The 18,414-nt window shown below is 67.6% G+C and carries 18 protein-coding genes; 8 read left to right on the top strand and 10 right to left on the bottom strand.

Annotated elements, in window-relative coordinates:
* The first annotated feature begins 381 nt into the window (after positions 1 to 381).
* A complete protein-coding gene (locus NM962_09855) occupies positions 382 to 1,254 on the top strand; it encodes an HAD-IB family hydrolase (GenBank protein ID UVO14270.1) in 873 nt (290 codons plus the stop codon).
* A gap of 436 nt (positions 1,255 to 1,690) precedes the next feature.
* Here the strand turns inward: NM962_09855 and NM962_09850 are convergent, their stop codons facing one another.
* The gene (locus NM962_09850) at positions 1,691 to 2,437 is read right to left on the bottom strand and encodes an oxidoreductase (protein UVO14269.1); all 747 of its coding nucleotides are present in this window, start codon (positions 2,435 to 2,437) and stop codon (positions 1,691 to 1,693) included.
* Between the two features lie 41 nt (positions 2,438 to 2,478).
* On the opposite strand from NM962_09850, the gene acs reads away from it, so the two are divergent.
* Complete coding sequence (gene acs / locus NM962_09845; protein ID UVO14268.1) at positions 2,479 to 4,488, top strand: acetate--CoA ligase; 2,010 nt, start codon at positions 2,479 to 2,481, stop codon at positions 4,486 to 4,488.
* A 33-nt stretch (positions 4,489 to 4,521) separates the two neighbouring features.
* On the opposite strand, the gene NM962_09840 is transcribed toward acs, so the two are convergent.
* Positions 4,522 to 5,196: a S1 family peptidase gene (locus NM962_09840; GenBank protein UVO14645.1), complete on the bottom strand. Its 675-nt coding sequence runs from the start codon at positions 5,194 to 5,196 to the stop codon at positions 4,522 to 4,524.
* Between the two features lie 252 nt (positions 5,197 to 5,448).
* Between NM962_09840 and NM962_09835 the strand changes: the two genes are divergently transcribed.
* Positions 5,449 to 6,003 carry a phage holin family protein gene (locus NM962_09835; GenBank protein ID UVO14267.1) on the top strand — a complete coding sequence of 185 codons (555 nt, stop codon included), beginning with the start codon at positions 5,449 to 5,451 and terminating at the stop codon, positions 6,001 to 6,003.
* Positions 6,003 to 6,968: an alpha/beta hydrolase gene (locus tag NM962_09830; GenBank protein UVO14266.1), complete on the top strand. Its 966-nt coding sequence runs from the start codon at positions 6,003 to 6,005 to the stop codon at positions 6,966 to 6,968. Before NM962_09835 ends, NM962_09830 begins: the two co-directional genes overlap by 1 nt.
* Position 6,969: 1 nt before the next feature.
* On the opposite strand, the gene marP is transcribed toward NM962_09830, so the two are convergent.
* Genes marP through nth form a run of 4 tightly spaced genes read right to left on the bottom strand, consistent with a single transcriptional unit; the run spans position 6,970 to position 10,291 of the window.
* Entirely contained in the window at positions 6,970 to 8,163 is a 1,194-nt protein-coding gene (gene marP / locus NM962_09825; protein UVO14265.1) for an acid resistance serine protease MarP, read from the bottom strand.
* Complete coding sequence (locus tag NM962_09820) at positions 8,160 to 8,924, bottom strand: CoA pyrophosphatase (protein ID UVO14264.1); 765 nt, start codon at positions 8,922 to 8,924, stop codon at positions 8,160 to 8,162. The genes marP and NM962_09820 overlap by 4 nt, the downstream gene beginning before the upstream one ends.
* Before the next feature lie 38 nt (positions 8,925 to 8,962).
* Positions 8,963 to 9,595 carry a TlpA family protein disulfide reductase gene (locus NM962_09815; protein UVO14263.1) on the bottom strand — a complete coding sequence of 211 codons (633 nt, stop codon included), beginning with the start codon at positions 9,593 to 9,595 and terminating at the stop codon, positions 8,963 to 8,965.
* Positions 9,596 to 9,610: 15 nt separating this feature from the next.
* On the bottom strand, positions 9,611 to 10,291 hold the full coding sequence (nth, locus tag NM962_09810; GenBank protein ID UVO14644.1) for an endonuclease III: 681 nt from the start codon (positions 10,289 to 10,291) through the stop codon (positions 9,611 to 9,613).
* Between the two features lie 377 nt (positions 10,292 to 10,668).
* Here nth and crp point away from each other — a divergent pair, with 377 nt between their 5' ends.
* Positions 10,669 to 11,343: a cAMP-activated global transcriptional regulator CRP gene (crp, locus tag NM962_09805; GenBank protein UVO14262.1), complete on the top strand. Its 675-nt coding sequence runs from the start codon at positions 10,669 to 10,671 to the stop codon at positions 11,341 to 11,343.
* A gap of 73 nt (positions 11,344 to 11,416) precedes the next feature.
* Here crp and NM962_09800 read toward each other — a convergent pair whose 3' ends face one another.
* From NM962_09800 to NM962_09790, 3 genes are read right to left on the bottom strand one after another with little or no spacing between them, the layout of a single operon-like run.
* Complete coding sequence (locus tag NM962_09800; GenBank protein ID UVO14261.1) at positions 11,417 to 12,193, bottom strand: MBL fold metallo-hydrolase; 777 nt, start codon at positions 12,191 to 12,193, stop codon at positions 11,417 to 11,419.
* Positions 12,194 to 12,200: 7 nt separating this feature from the next.
* Positions 12,201 to 12,668 carry a RidA family protein gene (locus NM962_09795; protein ID UVO14260.1) on the bottom strand — a complete coding sequence of 156 codons (468 nt, stop codon included), beginning with the start codon at positions 12,666 to 12,668 and terminating at the stop codon, positions 12,201 to 12,203.
* Positions 12,665 to 12,826 carry a DUF4177 domain-containing protein gene (locus tag NM962_09790; GenBank protein UVO14259.1) on the bottom strand — a complete coding sequence of 54 codons (162 nt, stop codon included), beginning with the start codon at positions 12,824 to 12,826 and terminating at the stop codon, positions 12,665 to 12,667. Before NM962_09790 ends, NM962_09795 begins: the two co-directional genes overlap by 4 nt.
* A 47-nt stretch (positions 12,827 to 12,873) precedes the next feature.
* On the opposite strand from NM962_09790, the gene NM962_09785 reads away from it, so the two are divergent.
* Positions 12,874 to 13,896 (top strand): ATPase, encoded by a 1,023-nt coding sequence (locus tag NM962_09785; protein UVO14258.1) that lies wholly within the window; start codon positions 12,874 to 12,876, stop codon positions 13,894 to 13,896.
* Positions 13,893 to 15,050, top strand: a complete 1,158-nt coding sequence (locus tag NM962_09780) for an ArsA family ATPase (GenBank protein UVO14257.1) — start codon at positions 13,893 to 13,895, stop codon at positions 15,048 to 15,050. Before NM962_09785 ends, NM962_09780 begins: the two co-directional genes overlap by 4 nt.
* A 31-nt stretch (positions 15,051 to 15,081) precedes the next feature.
* Here the strand turns inward: NM962_09780 and NM962_09775 are convergent, their stop codons facing one another.
* A complete protein-coding gene (locus NM962_09775) occupies positions 15,082 to 15,417 on the bottom strand; it encodes a WhiB family transcriptional regulator (protein ID UVO14256.1) in 336 nt (111 codons plus the stop codon).
* Positions 15,418 to 15,956: 539 nt separating this feature from the next.
* On the opposite strand from NM962_09775, the gene ponA2 reads away from it, so the two are divergent.
* Positions 15,957 to 18,377 carry a transglycosylase/D,D-transpeptidase PonA2 gene (gene ponA2, locus NM962_09770; protein ID UVO14255.1) on the top strand — a complete coding sequence of 807 codons (2,421 nt, stop codon included), beginning with the start codon at positions 15,957 to 15,959 and terminating at the stop codon, positions 18,375 to 18,377.
* The last annotated feature ends 37 nt before the right edge of the window (positions 18,378 to 18,414 follow it).

The following is an 18,414-nucleotide window of genomic DNA, read 5'->3' as shown; positions in this document are numbered from 1 at the left end:
TCCCGGCGAGTGTGGATGAAATTCCCGACTGTGGATAACTTGAAGTTATGGATTACCGATAAAACCAGACTAATCGGATGAAAAGCCGGATCTGTAACACGTTCCAGTCAGTACGGGGGCTCTCCGGCGAACTAATTTACCGGTTAAAAAAGACGACCCCCGCCAGGGGGGGAGGAGGCGGAGGTCGTCGCGTATCAACCCCGGGGGGTCGGGCCGATACACCCTCAGCATAAGCCGAGTGATGCCACTATACACACGACAGGGTGGTCCGGCGCAAGTGTTTGCAAGTGTTGCTATCAAATGGCGACCTAAATCTCGCACTACGTGTGAAGTGCTCTTTCTCCTGTAGCACCGGGTTAGCAGACCTCTCGCACCTATGCTGTGGCGGTGACCGCATCCACCCCGCAGCCGCACTCAGCGTCTACGTCGCCAACCGACCCTGCGGCACCTTTCACGGCCCCTCGAACCCGTACCGCGGCCTTCTTGGACCTCGATCAGACGGTCATTGCGAAGTCCAGCGCGCTGGCCTTCAGCAAACCCTTTATGGACCAGGGACTGATCAACCGTCGCACCGTACTCAAGTCCAGTTACGCGCAATTCCTGATGCTGTTGTCCGGTGCCGACCACGATCAGATGGAGCGGATGCGGGCCCACCTGACCAACATGTGCACCGGCTGGAACGTGGAACAGGTCAAGGCGATCGTCAACGAGACGATGCACGACATCGTCACGCCACTGATCTTCGCGGAGGCCGCCGAGCTGATCGCCGATCACAAACTGTGCGGCCGCGACGTGGTGGTGGTCTCGGCCTCCGGCGAGGAGATCGTGGCGCCCATCGCCCGGGCGCTGGGCGCAACCCACGCCATGGCCACCCGGATGGTCGTCGCCGACGGCAAGTACACCGGCGAGATCGCGTTCTACTGCTACGGCGAAGGCAAGGTGCAAGCCATCCGCGAGCTGGCCGCCCGCGAGGGCTATCCGCTGGAGCACTGCTACGCCTATTCGGACTCGATCACCGACCTACCGATGCTGCAGGTGGTCGGGCATCCGTCGGCGGTGAACCCCGACCGCGCGCTGCGCAAAGAGGCGATCGCCAACGGCTGGCCGGTGCTGACGTTCTCGCGGCCGGTGTCGCTGCGTGACCGCATCCCCGCGCCCTCCGGTGCCGCGCTGGCCACCACTGCCGCGGTCGGTGTCAGCGCACTGGCCGCCGGCGCGCTGACCTACTCCCTACTGCGCCGACTGGTGCCCTGATCCAGCCTCCAGCAAACATCGCTGATCACAATCCGATGACACGGCACACGCCGTATGCGATTGACCCTTGCTGTGTCGTGCGTCACGTAGTACAAAGGAAGCACGGAAGCCGGTAAGGCCAGGGTCGCCCCGGAAGAGAAGGATCGACCTCCCGAACCGCACTTCCCAGTACGGAGAGCGGTACCCACGCGGAGCCACAGCCGCGAAGATGGCAGAAGTGTTGCGGGCCTGCGTAATTGCGGAACGTGATCGGTGTTGCCAGCCCTTTGGGTGGGGTTGCAGCCGAAGAACACCGCAGGAGCGCCGAGGCCACCCACGCAGCCCAAGTTGGACGCTTGGTAACCGTGTACCGTGCTAGCGGGCGGCGATCCGAATCATTCGGAACGCCGCCCGCTTCGTTCGTTCCAGGACCTCTTCAAACGGCCCGAATCAGCGCCTAGCGACCCGCCTCAGCAATTCCCAGCGCGTCGAGCGCACCGGTACGCATCGCGCCGCAACACAGCAGCAGCCAGGCGCTGACCGCCTCGGCTGAACCGGTCGCGAAGCCCGCCGCCGCCCGCCGGTAGTCACGCGCGTTACGCATCCAGGTCACCTCGGGCACTCCCAGCCCATGGCGGTCCAATCCGCTGGCGATGGTGACCAGCCGGGCCGCGCCGCGGGCCACCACGCCGTCGGCGCTACCGAACGGCGCGAGCGTCAGCAGTTCACCGTGCACCACCGCGGCGAACACCGGCGCAGCCACTGACGTGCCACCGGTCGCCAGGTCGGCCAGCATCTCCAGCCGGCGCCCGACCGCCGCGCCGCCTTCGGGCCGGCCGAGGCGCTCCTCGTCGACGAGGTCCGCGGCGGCCAACACATGCAGCCGGGCCAAGGCCTGCAGCGGCGCACGTCGCCACACCTCGACCAGGGTGGTCTCCCCGCCTTCCAGGGCCTGGGCCACCCGCAGGGCCCCGGCGAACACCGGGTCAGAGGTCGAGGCGGCGTCCACGGCCGCCGGCCCGCCGTCGAGCACCGACGACGCCCGCGCCGCCCGCAGCGAGGCCTCCGCGGCACTGACTGGCCAGCCCCGCATGTTGGTCTTATGCCGATGTACCCGGGCCAGCTCGTCGCGCACCTGCTCACTGGCCTCGGAGACACCGGGCAGCTGAACTAACGGGGCCAGTGGATCCTCCGCGGTGGTCACGGGCTGTGACACTACCGCCGAGGTGATTAGGCTCGGTGACCGTGACCGCAACACCTGCCGCTTCAGCGCCGTCGTACCCGCCTGCCGCCGAGTTCGCTGCCCAGGCCAACGCGGGTCCCGAGTTGTACCGCGCAGCCGAATCCGATCGGCTCGCATTCTGGGCCGAGCAGGCCAACCGGTTGAGCTGGGCAACGCCCTTCACCGAGGTGCTCGACTACACAGACGCCCCGTTCGCGCGCTGGTTCGCCGACGGCAAGCTCAACGTCGCCTACAACTGCGTGGACCGCCACGTCGAAGCCGGGCACGGCGACCGGGTGGCGATCCACTGGGAGGGCGAGCCCGACGGCGGTTCAGCGAGCCTCGACGAAGGAGAGGCGAAGCTGGGACCGGCGCATGGGCACGGCGACGCCCGCACGATCACCTACGCCGAACTGCTCGCCGAGGTCTCCCGGGCCGCCAACGCGCTGACCGGGCTCGGCCTGGTCGCCGGTGACCGGGTGGCGATCTATCTGCCGATGATCCCCGAGGCGGTCATCGCGATGCTGGCGTGCGCGCGGTTGGGCGTCCTGCACACCGTGGTGTTCGCCGGTTTCTCCGCGCACGCGCTGCGATCCCGGATCGACGACGCCGAGGCGAAGGTGGTCATCACCTCCGACGGGCAGTTCCGCCGCGGCCAGCCGGCACCGCTCAAGCCCGCGGTCGACGAGGCGGTCGCCGATGCTCCGAGCGTCGAGCACGTGCTCGTGGTGCGCCGCACCGGCGGCGAGGTGTCCTGGAACCCCGACCGCGACCTGTGGTGGCACGACGTGGTGGATCGGGCTGCATCGCAGCACACCGCCGAGGCGTTCGAAGCCGAGCAGCCACTGTTCCTGCTGTACACGTCGGGGACCACGGGCAAGCCGAAGGGCATCGTGCACACCAGCGGCGGTTATCTGACGCAGGCGGCCTACACCCACCACTACGTCTTCGACCTCAAGGCCGCCTCCGACGTCTTCTGGTGCACCGCCGATGTCGGGTGGGTCACCGGCCACACCTACGCGGTGTACGGGCCGCTGGCCAACGGCGCCACCGAGGTGATCTACGAGGGCACTCCGGACTTCCCGGACCAACACCGACACTTCCAGATCATCGAAAAGTACGGTGTGACAATCTATTACACCGCGCCCACCTTGATCCGCACGTTCATGAAGTGGGGCCACGAGGTTCCCGGCGCTCACGACCTGTCCAGTCTGCGACTGTTGGGTTCGGTCGGCGAACCGATCAACCCGGAGGCCTGGCGCTGGTACCGGCGGGTGATCGGCGCGGACACGCTGCCGGTGGTCGACACCTGGTGGCAGACCGAGACCGGCGCGGCGATGATCACCCCGCTACCCGGTGTGGCCGCGGCCAAGCCGGGTGCCGCGATGACCCCGCTGCCCGGGATCTCCGCTCGCATCGTCGACGATCACGGCGATCTGTTGTCGCCGGATGACGCAGCCGGGGAACCGGTTTCGGGCTACCTGGTCATCGATCAGCCGTGGCCGTCGATGACCCGCGGGATCTGGGGCGACTCGGAGCGTTTCATCGAGACCTACTGGTCGCGCTTTGCCGAGCAGGGCTGGTACTTCGCCGGTGACGGCGCCCGCTACGACGCCGACGGCGACATCTGGGTGCTGGGCCGGATCGACGACGTGATGAACGTGTCCGGGCACCGCATCTCCACCGCGGAGGTGGAGTCCGCGCTGGTCGGTCACGAAGCGGTGGCCGAGGCCGCTGTCGTCGGCGCCATCGATGAGCAGACCGGCCAACGGATCTGCGCGTTCGTGGTGCTGGCGGCGTCGCACAGCCACGTGGGCGGCACGATCGTCAACGAGCTACGTGAGCGTGTCACCGTGGAGATCTCGCCGATCGCCAAGCCCCGCAACGTCCATATCGTCCCGGAGCTGCCCAAGACCCGCAGCGGCAAGATCATGCGGCGACTGCTGCGCGATATCGCCGACGGCCGCGAACTCGGCGACACCTCAACCCTGGTGGACCCCAGTGTGTTCGACGCGATCCGGGCGGCCGACTGAGCCAATGCGGCGACCCGCCGCGCTTGCGATCGCCTAGCCGACCGGGACGAAGCCCGCGCCCGGCCGGTCGTTGGCGTTGATGTCGCCCAGCACGGCGTTGATCGACACCACGACCGCGGGTGTGTGCAACGGGATGTACTTGATCACGCAGGTCGGCAACGCGTCGCTGAACGCGCCGTGGATCATGCCGACCAGCATGTTGTTCACCACGACCGGCCCGCCGGAGTCGCCGGGACGCCCGCAGACCTGCATCACAATGGTGCCCGGGTCTTGGCCCGGCCCCCAGGTGAGGCCGCAGGAGTTGCCGGTGGTACGGCCCTGCTTGCAGGCGATCTGACCGAAGATCGGGTCCGGGCCGATGCCGCCGATCACGAAGCCACCGAAGTTGGACACCGGCGTCACCTTGTTCGGGTCGAACTCGATCACCGCGTAGTCCAGGCCATCGTTGCCGGCCACCATGTGGCCGATGATGCCGTTGCCTTCGGATCCCTCGGCAGCCACCTGGGCGCCGGGGCCACCGCAGTGCGCCGAGGTGAAACCGATCAGTGCACCGGTCTTGTCATGGCCGATCGCGGTCAGTGTGCACAACGTGTCCTCATCGACCACGATGCCGGCGCCCCCGCCCATCACCACCTTGTCGTCGGCGGCGACTCGGCCCACCGGTGCGACGAAGGTGGCCAAGGCGGCACAAGTCACCCATGCCAACAGCGCCGTCGCGCTGCGCAGCAACCAGCGGTGTGCGATCTGCACAGCGGTTCTCCCGTCGATCAACTCCACCCCCGGTGGTAGAGAAACAGCCTAACTGCGGTGAGTGACCTGGCGGGGCTGGGCGCGCCGCGGGCTAGCACCGTCGGGGCCGCCGGCGGCTCGCGATCTGCCGCAGCTTTCCGGGGCCACTCGTCGGGTCAGCTACCGCATGGCAACATTAAGCCGCGACGACGGCGAACGGGAGGACAGCCAGTGAGCAAGGCCGATCGCAGGAATGCATTACGCGCCGCAGCGAAGGCGGACCGCAACGGCGTGCCCAACACCTTGGCGACCATCCCGTTGGCCGACCCGCATGCGCTGCCCGCCGACCCGTCCCTGGGTGACCTCGTCAAGGACGCCACGGCACAGATGTCGACGCTGGTGCGCGCGGAGGTCGAACTGGCCCGCGCCGAGATCACACGGGACGTGAAGAAGGGCCTGACCGGCAGCGTGTTCTTCATTGCGGCCCTGGTCGTGCTGTTCTACTCCACCTTCTTTTTCTTCTTCTTCGTCGCCGAGCTGCTCAACATGTGGCTGCAGGACTGGGCCGCTTACCTGATCGTGTTCGGGATCATGCTGGTGGTGACCGTGACTCTGGCGCTGCTCGGCTTCCTGCGAGTGCGCCGTATCCGCGGACCGCGCCAAACGATCGAATCGGTGCGCGAGACTCGCGACGCGCTGCGTCCCGACCCGGACCGCCTGCACGGCTCGTCGGCGTCACCGGCGGGCTCGTCCGGTAGGCCGACCACCGATCCCTCGGGCTGGTAGTGCCGCCACCGGATCCGTCGATCACCCGTATCGACGGGCCGTGGCGACACTGGGACATCCACGCCAACGGCATTCGATTCCATGTCGTAGAGGCGACACCGGCCGGCAAAGATACGAACAGCGCCGCCGACGCCCCGCCGACGTCACGGCCGCTGGTCATGCTGCTGCACGGGTTCGGCTCGTTCTGGTGGACCTGGCGTCATCAATTGCGCGGGCTTAGCGATGCCCGGGTCGTCGCCGTCGATCTGCGCGGCTACGGCGGCAGTGACAAGCCTCCCCGCGGCTACGACGGCTGGACGCTGGCCGGCGACACCGCCGGACTGATCCGGGCCCTGGGGCACTCCTCGGCGACCCTGGTCGGCCACGCCGACGGCGGCCTGGTCTGCTGGGCGACCGCGCTGCTGCACCCCCGATTGGTGCGCGATATCGCCGTGGTCAGCTCACCGCATCCGGCGGCGCTGCGCAACTCGGCGCTGACCCACGCCGATCAGGGCCGGGCGCTGTTGCCGTGGTTGCTGCGGTACCAGGTGCCGTTCTGGCCGGAACGCTCCCTGACCCGCCGCGATGGAGCCGAGCTTGAGCGCTTGGTGCGCAGTAGAGCTGGGGCGGGCTGGCAGGCAAGTGCGGATTTCGCCGAGACCATCGGGCACCTGCGCACCGCGGTACAGATTCCGTCGGCGGCCCATTGCGCGCTGGAGTACCAGCGCTGGGCGGTGCGCAGTCAGTTCCGCGCCGAGGGCCAACGGTTCATGAAGGCGCTGGACCTGCGCACACTGAACATTCCGCTGCTGCACCTACGCGGCGAGGACGACCCCTACGTGCTGGCCGACCCGGTCAACAAGACCCGGCAGTACGCGCCGCACGGGCAGTACGTGTCGATTCCCGGCGCGGGACATTTCGCTCACGAAGAGGCACCCGAGGTGGTCAACGACCACCTGACGCAATTCCTGCGCGGCAGAGCGTAACTCACTCTCCCCCGACGCAGGTCTGCGTCGAGACCGGCTGGGTGTCGCCGATGCGGGCGAGCTGACCCGCCACCTCCTCGGCGGTCATCACGAACCCGGTGTCAGCGTCGTCGACCGCCGCACCGAACACCACGCCGATCACCCGGCCGTCCATGTCAATCATGGGGCCGCCGGAATTACCTTGCTGCACAGTGCCTCTGATGGTGTAAACCCGGCGGGTGACAGTGGTGTTGCGGTAGATGTCGGGGCCCTCAAGGTTGATGACGTCGCGGATCCGGGCCGGGGTGGCCTCGAAGACCCCGCCGCCGGGGTAGCCCAGCACCAGCGCATCGGTATCGGCCTGGGCGGGCGAAGAGGCGAACGCCAACGGCGGCAACGGCAGATCGGGCACCGCCAGGATCGAGATGTCCTCCTTGGGATCGAAGGAGATGACCGTGGCCTCATACGACTTGGTGCCGCTCTCCACGGTGACGCTGTCCGAGCCGGCCACCACGTGCGCATTCGTCATCACCCGGGTGGGCGAGATGACGAATCCGGTGCCCTCCAACACTTTCTGGCAGTTGGGTGCCACACCGCGGATCCGCAGCACGCTCGGCGCAGTGGCTTCCACCACCGGACTGGCGGCCAGTTCCGGGTCCGGCGCATCCACCGCGGCGATCGGGGCGTGACTGAAGGGCTCCAGCACGGCGGGCAGCCCGGAATCGTCGAGCACCGCCGAGAGCCGCCGAGGCACGTTCTTGAGCCACTGCGGCGCGACATCGTCGACCTGGCGCAACACTCGCGAATCGTTGACGGCGGCGGCCAGGTTCGGCTGATCGGACGCGGTCAGCGGGGTGGCCAGCAGCCAGGCCGCGATCAGCACCACGCCCAGCTGCAGCACCACCCCGATGATGGAGTCGACTCCGCGGACACCGGGGTTGCGGATCGCTCCGCGCACCGCCCGGCCCAGCACCACCCCGGCAACCTCGCCGATGACGACCATGGCCAGGATCAGAAACAGCGCGGCGAACAGTTTCAGCCGCGCACCGGAGACGCTCTCGATCAGGTGTGGCGCCAGCAGCACCCCGGCCATCGCCCCCAACGCAACACCGACGAAAGACAGCAGGGAGCCCAGCGCGCCGGAACGCCAGCCGGATACTGCGGCAACGAAGGCGATCGCCAGCACGGCGATGTCCAGCCACTGCGACGACGTCATATCTCGCCTTCTCCTCCGACCTGCGCCATGGCCTCGTCCAGGCCAAGTACCTCGCTGGTGTCCCAGGGCTGTGCCCAGCCGGCCACATCCAGCATCGCTGAGATCACCTGGGCGGTGAATCCCCAGACCAGCATCTGGTTGAGCCGGAACGCCGGCATAGCCCAACGCCGACTGCGCGCATCACGGTAAACCATCAACCGGTTCTCGGGGTTGATGAATGCCCGGACTGGAACGCGGGCCACGATCGCGGTCTCGCCCGGGTCCACCGCGGTTACCGGCCCGGGATCCTCGGAGTACGCCAGCACCGGCACCACGTGGAACCCCGAGGGAGCGATGAAGATCTTGTCCAACGTGACCAACGGGTGCACCCGGACCGGGTCGATCCCGGTCTCCTCGTTGGCCTCCCGCAACGCGGTGGCGACCGGCCCGTCGTCGCCGGGATCGACCGCTCCGCCCGGGAATGCGGCCTGGCCGGCGTGATGGCGCAGCGTCGACGCCCGCACCGTGACCAGCAGGTCAGCCGATTCCGATATCGCCTCCGGCGGGCCGCCGGGCGGGCCGGAGAACAACACCAGTACGGCCGCGTCACGCCGGCGTCCGGCGACGCTGGCCTTGGCGTTGGCCGCCGTGATCATCGCGCGAACATCGGCGGGCAGCCGGTGCAGGTAGGCCGTCGGCACCTTCTCGACGTTGTCGACGAGCGGGCGCAGCCAAGACGGGGCACGCGACGGGGCCCAGGACTGGGACTCGCCAGCGCCCACCGCGCCTCCCTTGCGTGCCGGATCCTGATCGCCCCGCATCAGCGGCCGCTGTTCTCGACGGCAGCGGCGATCTCTTCGGCATTGGCGAAGGGCTGCGGCAGGATGCGGGCAACGCTACCGTCCGCGGCCAGCACCACCGTCGCGGGCATCACGTTGGGCACCCGTAACGCCGCCGCCAGCTGCCGGCGGCCATCTTGCAGGGTGGGCAGCCGCACGCCCAGCTCGGCCAGCAGAGCCAAGCCCGCGGCTTGGTTGTCGTCTTGGTGCACCGTCACCACCGTCACGGTCGGCCCGACCCGGCGCTGGTATTCGGCGAACGCCCGCAGCTCGTCCCGGCACGGCCCGCACCAGTACGCCCACAGATTGAGTACCACCTTCCGGCCGGCGAACATCGCCGCCACGTCGACGGGAGAACCGTCGGCCGCACACTCGACGGTGACGCCGCGCAGGACGCTCGGCCCGGTGTCTCCCGGCCCCACCTGACAGGGCGGCAGATCGGCGCGCTGCCGCAGCGAGGCCAGGTCCGCGCCGGCTCCGGCCACGGCTGTGCTGGATCGATGCGGGCCGGGCTGGACCCCGGCCGGCTCGCGGCGCAATTCGTTCACCAGACCGATCAGCAGCGCCGCCACCACCGCCAGTACCGCCAGGGTCCACCGGGTCGATCTGCTCATGGGCGCGGCAACCGGCTACAACCCGGCCAGGGCCAGCAGATGCTCGGTCTCGGGACCTTTGACCAGCGCAGCGGCTTCCATCGGGGTGGTGGGCCCGATCCCGAACGACGGGCAGTCCTTGGCCAACACGCACACCCCGCAGGCCGGCTTGCGGGAGTGGCAGACCCGTCGGCCGTGAAAAATCACCCGGTGGGACAGCAACGTCCATTCCTTGCGCTCGATGAGCTCGCCGACCGCATGCTCGACCTTGACAGGGTCTTCCTCGCTGGTCCAGGCCCAGCGCCGCACCAGCCGGCCGAAGTGGGTGTCGACGGTGATGCCCGGGACCCCGAACGCATTGCCCAGGATCACGTTGGCGGTCTTGCGGCCCACCCCGGGCAGGCGCACCAGCTCCTCCATGGTGTCGGGCAGTTCCCCGTCGAAGCGTTCGACCAGCATCTGGCCGAGGTTGATCAGGGAAGACGCCTTGTTGCGATAGAAGCCGGTGGGCCGAATGAGCTCTTCCAGCTCGGTGCGGTCGGCCTGGGCGTAGTCCAGCGCCGTGGGGTACCGGGCGAACAATGCCGGCGTCGTCAGGTTCACTCGCACGTCGGTGCATTGGGCCGACAGCACCGTCGCGACGGCCAGCTCCAGCGGCGTGGTGAAGTCCAACTCGCAGTGGGCGTCGGGAAAGGCCTGCGCCAGAGTCCGATTCATCCGACGAGCACGCCGGACCAGTCCGGTCCGGGTCTCCGTCCGCGCCGCGCGGGAGGCTTTGTCCACTGTCACCTCCGACAGGGTACTAATTTGTGACCCCAACGAGACCTTGCCCATGTTTACTGACGACTTGTGTCCTGGTTGCTGATCACTGCCATCCCGACGCTGCTGATGCTGTCAGCAGTCGGGCTGGAACGCATCGAAACCGGGCTGAGCCGGGAGGAGAAGGCGAATCCTCAGTTTCCCCCGAATCAGCATGCCAACCGTCTATAGCGTTGTAATCTCGCTTGACGCGTGGCTCTAGACTCAGGTGGCTGGCCGGGTAGCGGCCCGCACTTACGATTTCAAACCTTCATCAAAAACATCTAAGGGGCATCGTGGACGAGATCCTGGCGAGGGCCGGAATCTTCCAGGGAGTTGAGCCCAGCGCCGTAGCCGCGCTGACCAAGCAGCTTCAGCCCGTGGACTTTCCGCGCGGACACACCGTGTTCGCCGAGGGAGAGCCCGGCGACCGGCTGTACATCATCGTCTCCGGGAAAGTGAAGATCGGCCGGCGTTCTCCTGATGGCCGGGAGAACCTCCTGACCATCATGGGCCCCTCAGACATGTTCGGTGAGCTCTCGATCTTCGACCCGGGCCCCCGGACCTCGAGCGCGACCACCATCACCGAGGTGCGAGCGGTCTCGATGGACCGTGACGCCCTGCGGTCGTGGATCTCCGATCGGCCCGAGATCGCCGAGCAGCTGCTGCGAGTGCTGGCCCGCCGGCTGCGCCGCACCAACAACAACCTGGCCGATCTGATCTTCACCGACGTGCCCGGCCGGGTCGCCAAGCAGCTGCTGCAGCTGGCGCAACGGTTCGGCACCCAGGAAGGCGGGGCCCTGCGGGTCACCCACGACCTGACCCAGGAAGAGATCGCCCAGCTGGTCGGGGCCTCGCGGGAGACGGTGAACAAGGCCCTAGCCGACTTCGCCCACCGTGGCTGGATCCGGCTCGAGGGCAAGAGCGTGCTGATCTCGGACTCCGAGCGGCTGGCCAGGCGCGCCCGCTAGTTTCGCCGAGCAGACACATAAGCCCCCATTTCCACGCGAAATAGGGGGCTTATGTGTCTGCTCGCGGGGCTGTTCAGCCCCGCAGATAGTTCAGCTGGGCCTGCACCGACCATTCGGCGGGACCCCAGAGCTCTTCGTCGACGTCGGTATAGACGTATTCGACGACTTGTCGGGCGGTGGCGTCCTCACCCAGCGCGGCCAGCGCCGAACGGACCTGGTTGAGCCGCTGTTCGCGATGCTCGAGATAGCCGCTGGCCACCGCCTCGATGTTGGGCAGCTCCGGTCCATGCCCGGGCAGCACCGTGCGTCCACCCAGCCCGCGCAGGCGCCGCAGCGAGTCCAGGTAGTGCGTCAGGTCGCCGTCCTCGGAGTCGATGACCGTGGTGCCGCGACCCAGCACGGTGTCGGCGGTCAAGACGGCATCGTCCAGCACGAACGACAGCGAGTCCGCGGTATGCCCCGGGGTGGCGAACACGGTGATCCGCAGGCCAGCCGCCTCGATCACCTGACCGTCGGTCAACCCGCCCCCGAGCCGCCGCTGAAATCCGCTACCTGCGGAGTAGACCGGTGCCCCGACGGCGTCCACCAGCTTGTCGATGCCCTCGGTGTGATCGAAGTGCCGGTGGCTGATCAACACCAGGGCGATCCGGCCGACCTCAGCCAGCCGGCCGATGTGCTCGTCATCGTCGGGCCCCGGGTCGACGATCACCACCTCGTCGCTGCGCCGGCCACGCAGCACCCAGGTGTTGGTGCCATCCAGGGTCATCAGCCCGGGATTGTCGGCCAGCAGCACCGACGCGGTCTCGGTGACCGGCCGCAGCCGACCGTACGCGGGATGACTAGCCGACACCGCTCGGCTACTCCGCCGCGGCCTTCAACTCGACGATCAGTTCGACCTCCACCGGCGCGTCCAGCGGCAGCTCGGAGACCCCGACCGCGGAGCGCGCGTGCTTGCCGGCATCGCCGAACACCTCACCCAACAGTTCGGAGGCACCGTTGACCACGGCGGGCTGCCCGTTGAAGTTCGGCGCCGACGCGACGAATCCGACCACCTTGACCACCCGGGCCACGGCATCGAGCCCGACCAGGGCATCCACGGCGGCCAGCGCGTTGAGAGCGCAGATCCGGGCCAGCGCGTGGCCCTCCTCCGGGCTGACCTGCCCACCCACCTTTCCGGTCTGCGGCAACTCGCCGGCCCGCATCGGCAGCTGGCCGGACGTGTAGACCAGGTTGCCGGTGCGCACCGCCGGCACGTAGGCCGCTAGCGGCGCCACCACCTCCGGCAGGTCGATCCCGAGTTCGGTCAGCCGAACCCGCCAGCTCATCGCGGGCGCTTTAGGAAGGCGATGAGCTGCTCACCGGAGGGCCCCGGCAGCACCGACACCAACTCCCAGCCGTCTTCTCCCCATTGGTCGAGGATCTGCTTGGTGGCGTGCGTGATCAAGGGGACGGTGGCGTACTCCCAGACCGTGCGTTGAGTCATGGCAGCGAGCTTATCGCTAGGACGCCCAAGTACTTGGTTAGCATGCAGTGGTGACAGCCACATCCAGCAGCGAGCCGCTTCTCGGCTGGCCTTCGCGATTGACGAAGGCCCGGCTGCATTTCGTGACCGGCAAGGGCGGTACCGGCAAGTCGACGGTTGCGGCCGCGCTGGCGTTGTCGCTGGCAGCCGGCGGACGCCGAGTGCTACTGGTGGAAGTCGAAGAACGCCAAGGCATTGCGCAACTCTTCGACGTGCCGCCGCTGCCCATTACCCCACTCAAGGTCGCGACCGCCGAGGACGGTGGGCAGGTCGACGCGCTGGCGATGGACATCGAGGCCGCGTTCCTGGAGTACCTGGACCTGTTTTACAACCTGGGGATCGCCGGGCGGGCGATGCGGCGAGTCGGGGCGGTCGAGTTCGCGACCACCATCGCGCCCGGCCTGCGCGACGTCATTCTCACCGGCAAGATCAAGTACCACGTGATCCAGACCGACAAGAACAACAAGCCGATCTACGATGCGGTCGTGGTGGATGCACCGCCGACCGGCCGGATCTCCCGGTTCCTCGACGTGACCAAGGCGGTATCGCAGCTGGCCAAGGGCGGCCCGGTGCACTCGCAGGCCGACGGCGTGGTGAAGCTGCTGCACTCGGACCAGACCGCCATCCATCTGGTGACGCTGCTGGAGGCCCTGCCGATGCAGGAGACCTTGGAGGCCATCGATGAGCTGCGGCAGCTGGACCTACCGATCGGCAGCGTGATCGTCAACCGCGACATCCCCGCACACCTGGATCCCGCGGACTTGGCCAAGGCCGCCGAAGGCGTCGTCGACGCCGACGCGCTCCGGGCTGGCCTGACCGCGGCGGGGATCACGCTGAGCGACGACGACTTCGCCGGTCTGCTGACCGAAACCATCCAGCACGCCACCCGCGTCAGCGCCCGGACGGAGACGGCCGAGCAGCTGCAGCAGTTGGATGTGCCGCGCCTGCATCTGCCGACGATCCCCGACGGGGTGGACCTCGGCAGCCTCTATGAGCTCTCCGAAATTCTCGGCCAACAGGGGGTTCGATGACACCCGATAAGACCGGCAAGCCGCTGGCACTGGACTTGGCGGCGATCCTGGCCGACACCTCCAATCGCGTGGTGGTGTGCTGCGGCGCCGGTGGCGTGGGCAAGACCACCACTGCCGCGTCGATGGCGCTGCGGGCCGCGGAATACGGCCGCACCGTGGTCGTGCTGACCATTGACCCTGCGCGACGGCTGGCCCAGGCGCTGGGCATCGACGATCTGGGCAATCACCCGCAGCGGGTGCAACTGCCTGCCGAAGTACCCGGTCAGCTGCACGCGATGATGCTCGACATGCGCCGCACCTTCGACGAGATGGTGACGCAGTACTCCGGCCCGGAGCGGGCCGAGGCGATCCTGGGCAACCAGTTCTACCAAACGGTCGCCACCTCGCTCTCCGGCACGCAGGAGTACATGGCGATGGAGAAACTCGGCCAGCTTCTCGCCGAGGACCGCTGGGACCTGGTGGTGGTCGACACCCCGCCGTCGCGCAACGCCCTGGACTTCCTGGACGCACCGAAGCGGCTGGGCAGCTTCATGGACAGCCGGTTGTGGAAGTTGCTGTTGGGCCCCGGACGGGGCATCGGCAAGCTGGTCGCCGGTGCGCTCGGCCTGGCGATGAAAGCGCTGTCGACTGTTCTCGGTTCGCAAATGCTTTCCGACGCAGCGAATTTCGTGCAGTCCCTCGACGCCACCTTCGGCGGCTTCCGGGAGAAGGCAGACCGCACCTATGACTTGCTCAAGCGCCGCGGCACCCAGTTCGTAGTGGTGTCGGCAGCCGAACCGGACGCGCTGCGGGAGGCGTCGTTCTTCGTCGACCGACTCTCCCAAGAGCACATGCCGCTGGCTGGGCTGATTCTCAACCGCACCCATCCGATGTTGTGCGACCTGCCCGTCGAGCGCGCCATCGACGCGATCGAGACGCTGCAGGAGCCCAAGGTCAGCGCATCGCTGCCGGAAGGGACGAAGTCGCTCACCACTGCGGCGCTGCAGATTCACGCCGAGCGCGGCGCTACCGCTAAGCGTGAGATCCGACTGCTGTCGCGTTTCACCCGGGCCAACCCGCGGGTTCCCATCGTAGGGGTGCCGTCATTGCCGTTCGACGTCTCCGATTTGGAGGCGCTCGGCGCGATCGCCGATCAGTTGACGGCGAAGAAGTAGAAGTAGAAGCGAAGAGGGACTCAGCCCAGCGTCAGCCGGCGTCACGCTGCTTGCGCTGGGCGGCGAAGTACTCGCGCCAGGAGGTCACTTCGGGGTGCTGCTTGAGCAGCGCCCGGCGTTGCCGTTCGGTCATGCCGCCCCACACACCGAACTCGACCCGGTTGTCGAGGGCGTCGGCCAGACACTCAAGCACGACCGGGCAGTGCCGACAGATCACCGCGGCTTTGCGTTGCGCCGCACCGCGTACGAAGAGTTCATCGGGATCCGCACCGCGGCAGACGGCTTTGGAAACCCAGGCGATTCGACCCTCGTCCTGCACGCCGCGCAAGACGGTTCGGGGGGGTTGGGATGCTGAAGCCGTTGGCATGCTGGCGTTGTGAACCGCTGTCCCTGCAACAGACACTGACGATCCTCCGTCCCGGCCGCCGCCGGCAGCCACCTATTCAACATCGGCGCCGATCGACACACTGCGATCTACGCCACATCGTGTCATCAGTGTTACCTGAATCGCACTCGATGTCCAAGTTAGGTGGTCAGGTGCTGTCTGCGCAACAGGTTGATCGCCACTTTTTTGGGACGACCGTGCAGTCCGATCATGATCTGCGTCGCCATCAGCAGCGCGAGTCCGCCTGAACCCGGCGGTTCAGCGAGGCCCGACGCAGGAGAGCCGACGCTGGGACCGCCGCATGAACCCCGCGGTTCAGCGAGGCCCGACGCAGGAGAGCCGACGCTGGAACCGCCGCATGAACCAGTATTTTTTGACGCCTATGTCAGTTAAATCCGCCCAGGGTCCCCACGGTCTTCGGGGTCTTCGGCGAGCACCCGCTTGCCCCGGGGCTGGGTTGATGGCGGTGGCCCACTTCGCCCGGCTCCGCCGCGCTTGCGACCACCGCTAGTGTGTTAGCCATGTCGGAGCGCCCCCCGACCGGCCCTACTGTGCTCAAACTGGCCGGGTGTTGTCTGCTCGCCGCCGTATTGCTCGCGGCGCTGCTGTTTCCCGTCGCCGGCGGTATCGGCCTGATGTCCAACCGCGCCTCCGACGTGGTGGCCAATGGGTCGGCCCAGCTGGTCAGCGGTGACGTGCCCGCGGTGTCGACGATGGTCGACGCCAAGGGCAACACGATCGCGTGGTTGTACTCGCAGCGCCGGTTCGAGGTGCCCAGCGACAAGATCGCCGACACGATGAAGCTGGCGATCGTCTCCATCGAGGACAAGCGGTTCGCCGAACACAGTGGGGTGGACTGGAAGGGCACGCTGACCGGGCTGGCCGGCTACGCCTCTGGAGACATCGACACCCGCGGCGGCTCGACGCTGGAGCAGCAGTACATCAAGAACTACCAACTGCTGGTGCTGGCCCAGACCGACGCCGAGAAGCGTGCCGCGATCGAGACCACCCCCGCACGCAAGCTCCGCGAGATCCGGATGGCGCTCACGCTGGACCGGACCTTCACCAAACCGCAGATCCTGACCCGCTACCTGAACCTGGTGTCGTTCGGGAACAACTCGTTCGGCATCCAAGACGCCGCCCAGACCTACTTCGGCGTGGACGCCGTGGACCTGAACTGGCAGCAGTCGGCCCTGCTGGCGGGCATGGTGCAGTCGACCAGTACGCTGAACCCCTACACCAATCCCGAGGGTGCGCTGGCGCGACGGAACCTGGTGCTGGACACCATGATCGAAAACATCCCCGGCGAGGCCGACGCACTGCGAGCGGCCAAGCAGGAGCCACTGGGCATCCTGCCGCAGCCCAACGAGCTGCCGCGGGGCTGCATCGCGGCCGGCGACCGGGCCTTCTTCTGCGACTACGTGCAGGAGTACCTCACGCGGGCGGGGATCAGCAAGGAGCAGGTGGCCCGCGGCGGCTACGTCATCCACACCACGCTGGACCCCGACGTGCAGGCCCCGATCAAAGAGGCGATCGACAGCTTCGCCAACCCCAACGTGCAGGGCATCGCCAGTGTGATGAGCGTGATCAAGCCCGGGAGCGACGCACACCCGGTGCTGGCGATGGCCAGCAATCGTACCTACGGGCTCAACGCTGACCTCGGCGAAACCATGCGGCCGCAACCGTTCTCACTGGTCGGCGACGGCGCCGGGTCGATTTTCAAGACCTTCACCGTGGCCGCAGCGCTGGAGATGGGCATGGGCATCAGCGCCGATCTCGAAGTGCCCGGCCGGTTCCAGACCAAGGGCATGGGCTCAGGCGGCGCCAAGGGCTGCCCCAAGGAGACCTGGTGCGTGGTCAACGTCGCGCCCTACCGGTCGCCGATGAACGTCTCCACCGCGCTGGCGACCTCGCCCAACACCGCGTTCGCGAAGCTGATCTCCCAGGTCGGCGTCGGCCGCACCGTGGACATGGCGATCAAGCTGGGTCTGCGCTCCTACGCCGATCCGGGTACCGCCCGCGACTACGATCCGGACAGCAACGAGAGCCTCGCCGACTTCGTCAAACGGCAGAACCTGGGCTCGTTCACCCTGGGCCCGATCGAGGTCAACGCGCTGGAGCTGTCCAACGTTGCCGCAACCTTGGCCTCCGGTGGGGTCTGGTGCCCGCCGAACCCGATCGACAAGGTCTTCGACCGCAACGGCAACGAGGTGGCTGTGACCACCGAGACCTGTGAGCGAGTGGTTCCCGAAGGGCTCGCGAACACGATGGCCAACGCCTTGAGCAAGGACATCCAAGGCGGCGGCACCGCGGCACCGGCCGCCGGTTCGGTGGGCTGGGATCTGCCGATGGCGGGCAAGACCGGCACCACCGAGGCGCACCGCTCGTCGGGCTTTCTGGGCTTCACCAACCGTTACGCGGCAGCCAACTACATCTTCGACGACTCCCTCTCGCCCGGCGACCTGTGCTCGTTCCCGCTGCGGCACTGCGGCGACGGGGACCTCTACGGCGGCAATGAGCCGGCCCGGACCTGGTTTGCGGCAATGAAACCGATCTCCACCGACTTCGGCGACATCATCATGCCGCCGACCGATCCGCGGTACGTCGACGGCGGCCCCAACTCACGGGTGCCCAGCGTCACCGGCCTGGACGTGGACGCCGCCCGGGCGCGCCTGAAGGAAGTCGGATTCCAGGTCGCCGACCAGCCGAACTGGGTCAACAGCAGCGCCCGTTCCGGGGCGGTGGTCGGCACCTCACCGAATGGTCAGACCATTCCCGGTTCGATCATCACCATCGAGGTCAGCAACGGCATCCCGCCGCCACCGCCACCGCCGCCGGACGGCCTACCGCCGATCGGGCCGGTGGGTTCGACGGTGGTGGAGATTCCCGGGCTGCCGCCGATCACCATTCCGCTGCTGCCGCCCCCTGCGCCGCCGCCGTAACCGCGGTAGTGCGCTCTGGGCGCAGTAGTCTGAACGC

Origin of the sequence: Mycobacterium sp. SVM_VP21 (assembly GCA_024758765.1) — a bacterium.
GTDB classification, from domain to species: domain Bacteria; phylum Actinomycetota; class Actinomycetes; order Mycobacteriales; family Mycobacteriaceae; genus Mycobacterium; species Mycobacterium heraklionense_C.
The sequence above is the reverse complement of the archived record's forward strand: the minus strand, read 5'-3'. Positions and strand labels throughout refer to the sequence as shown.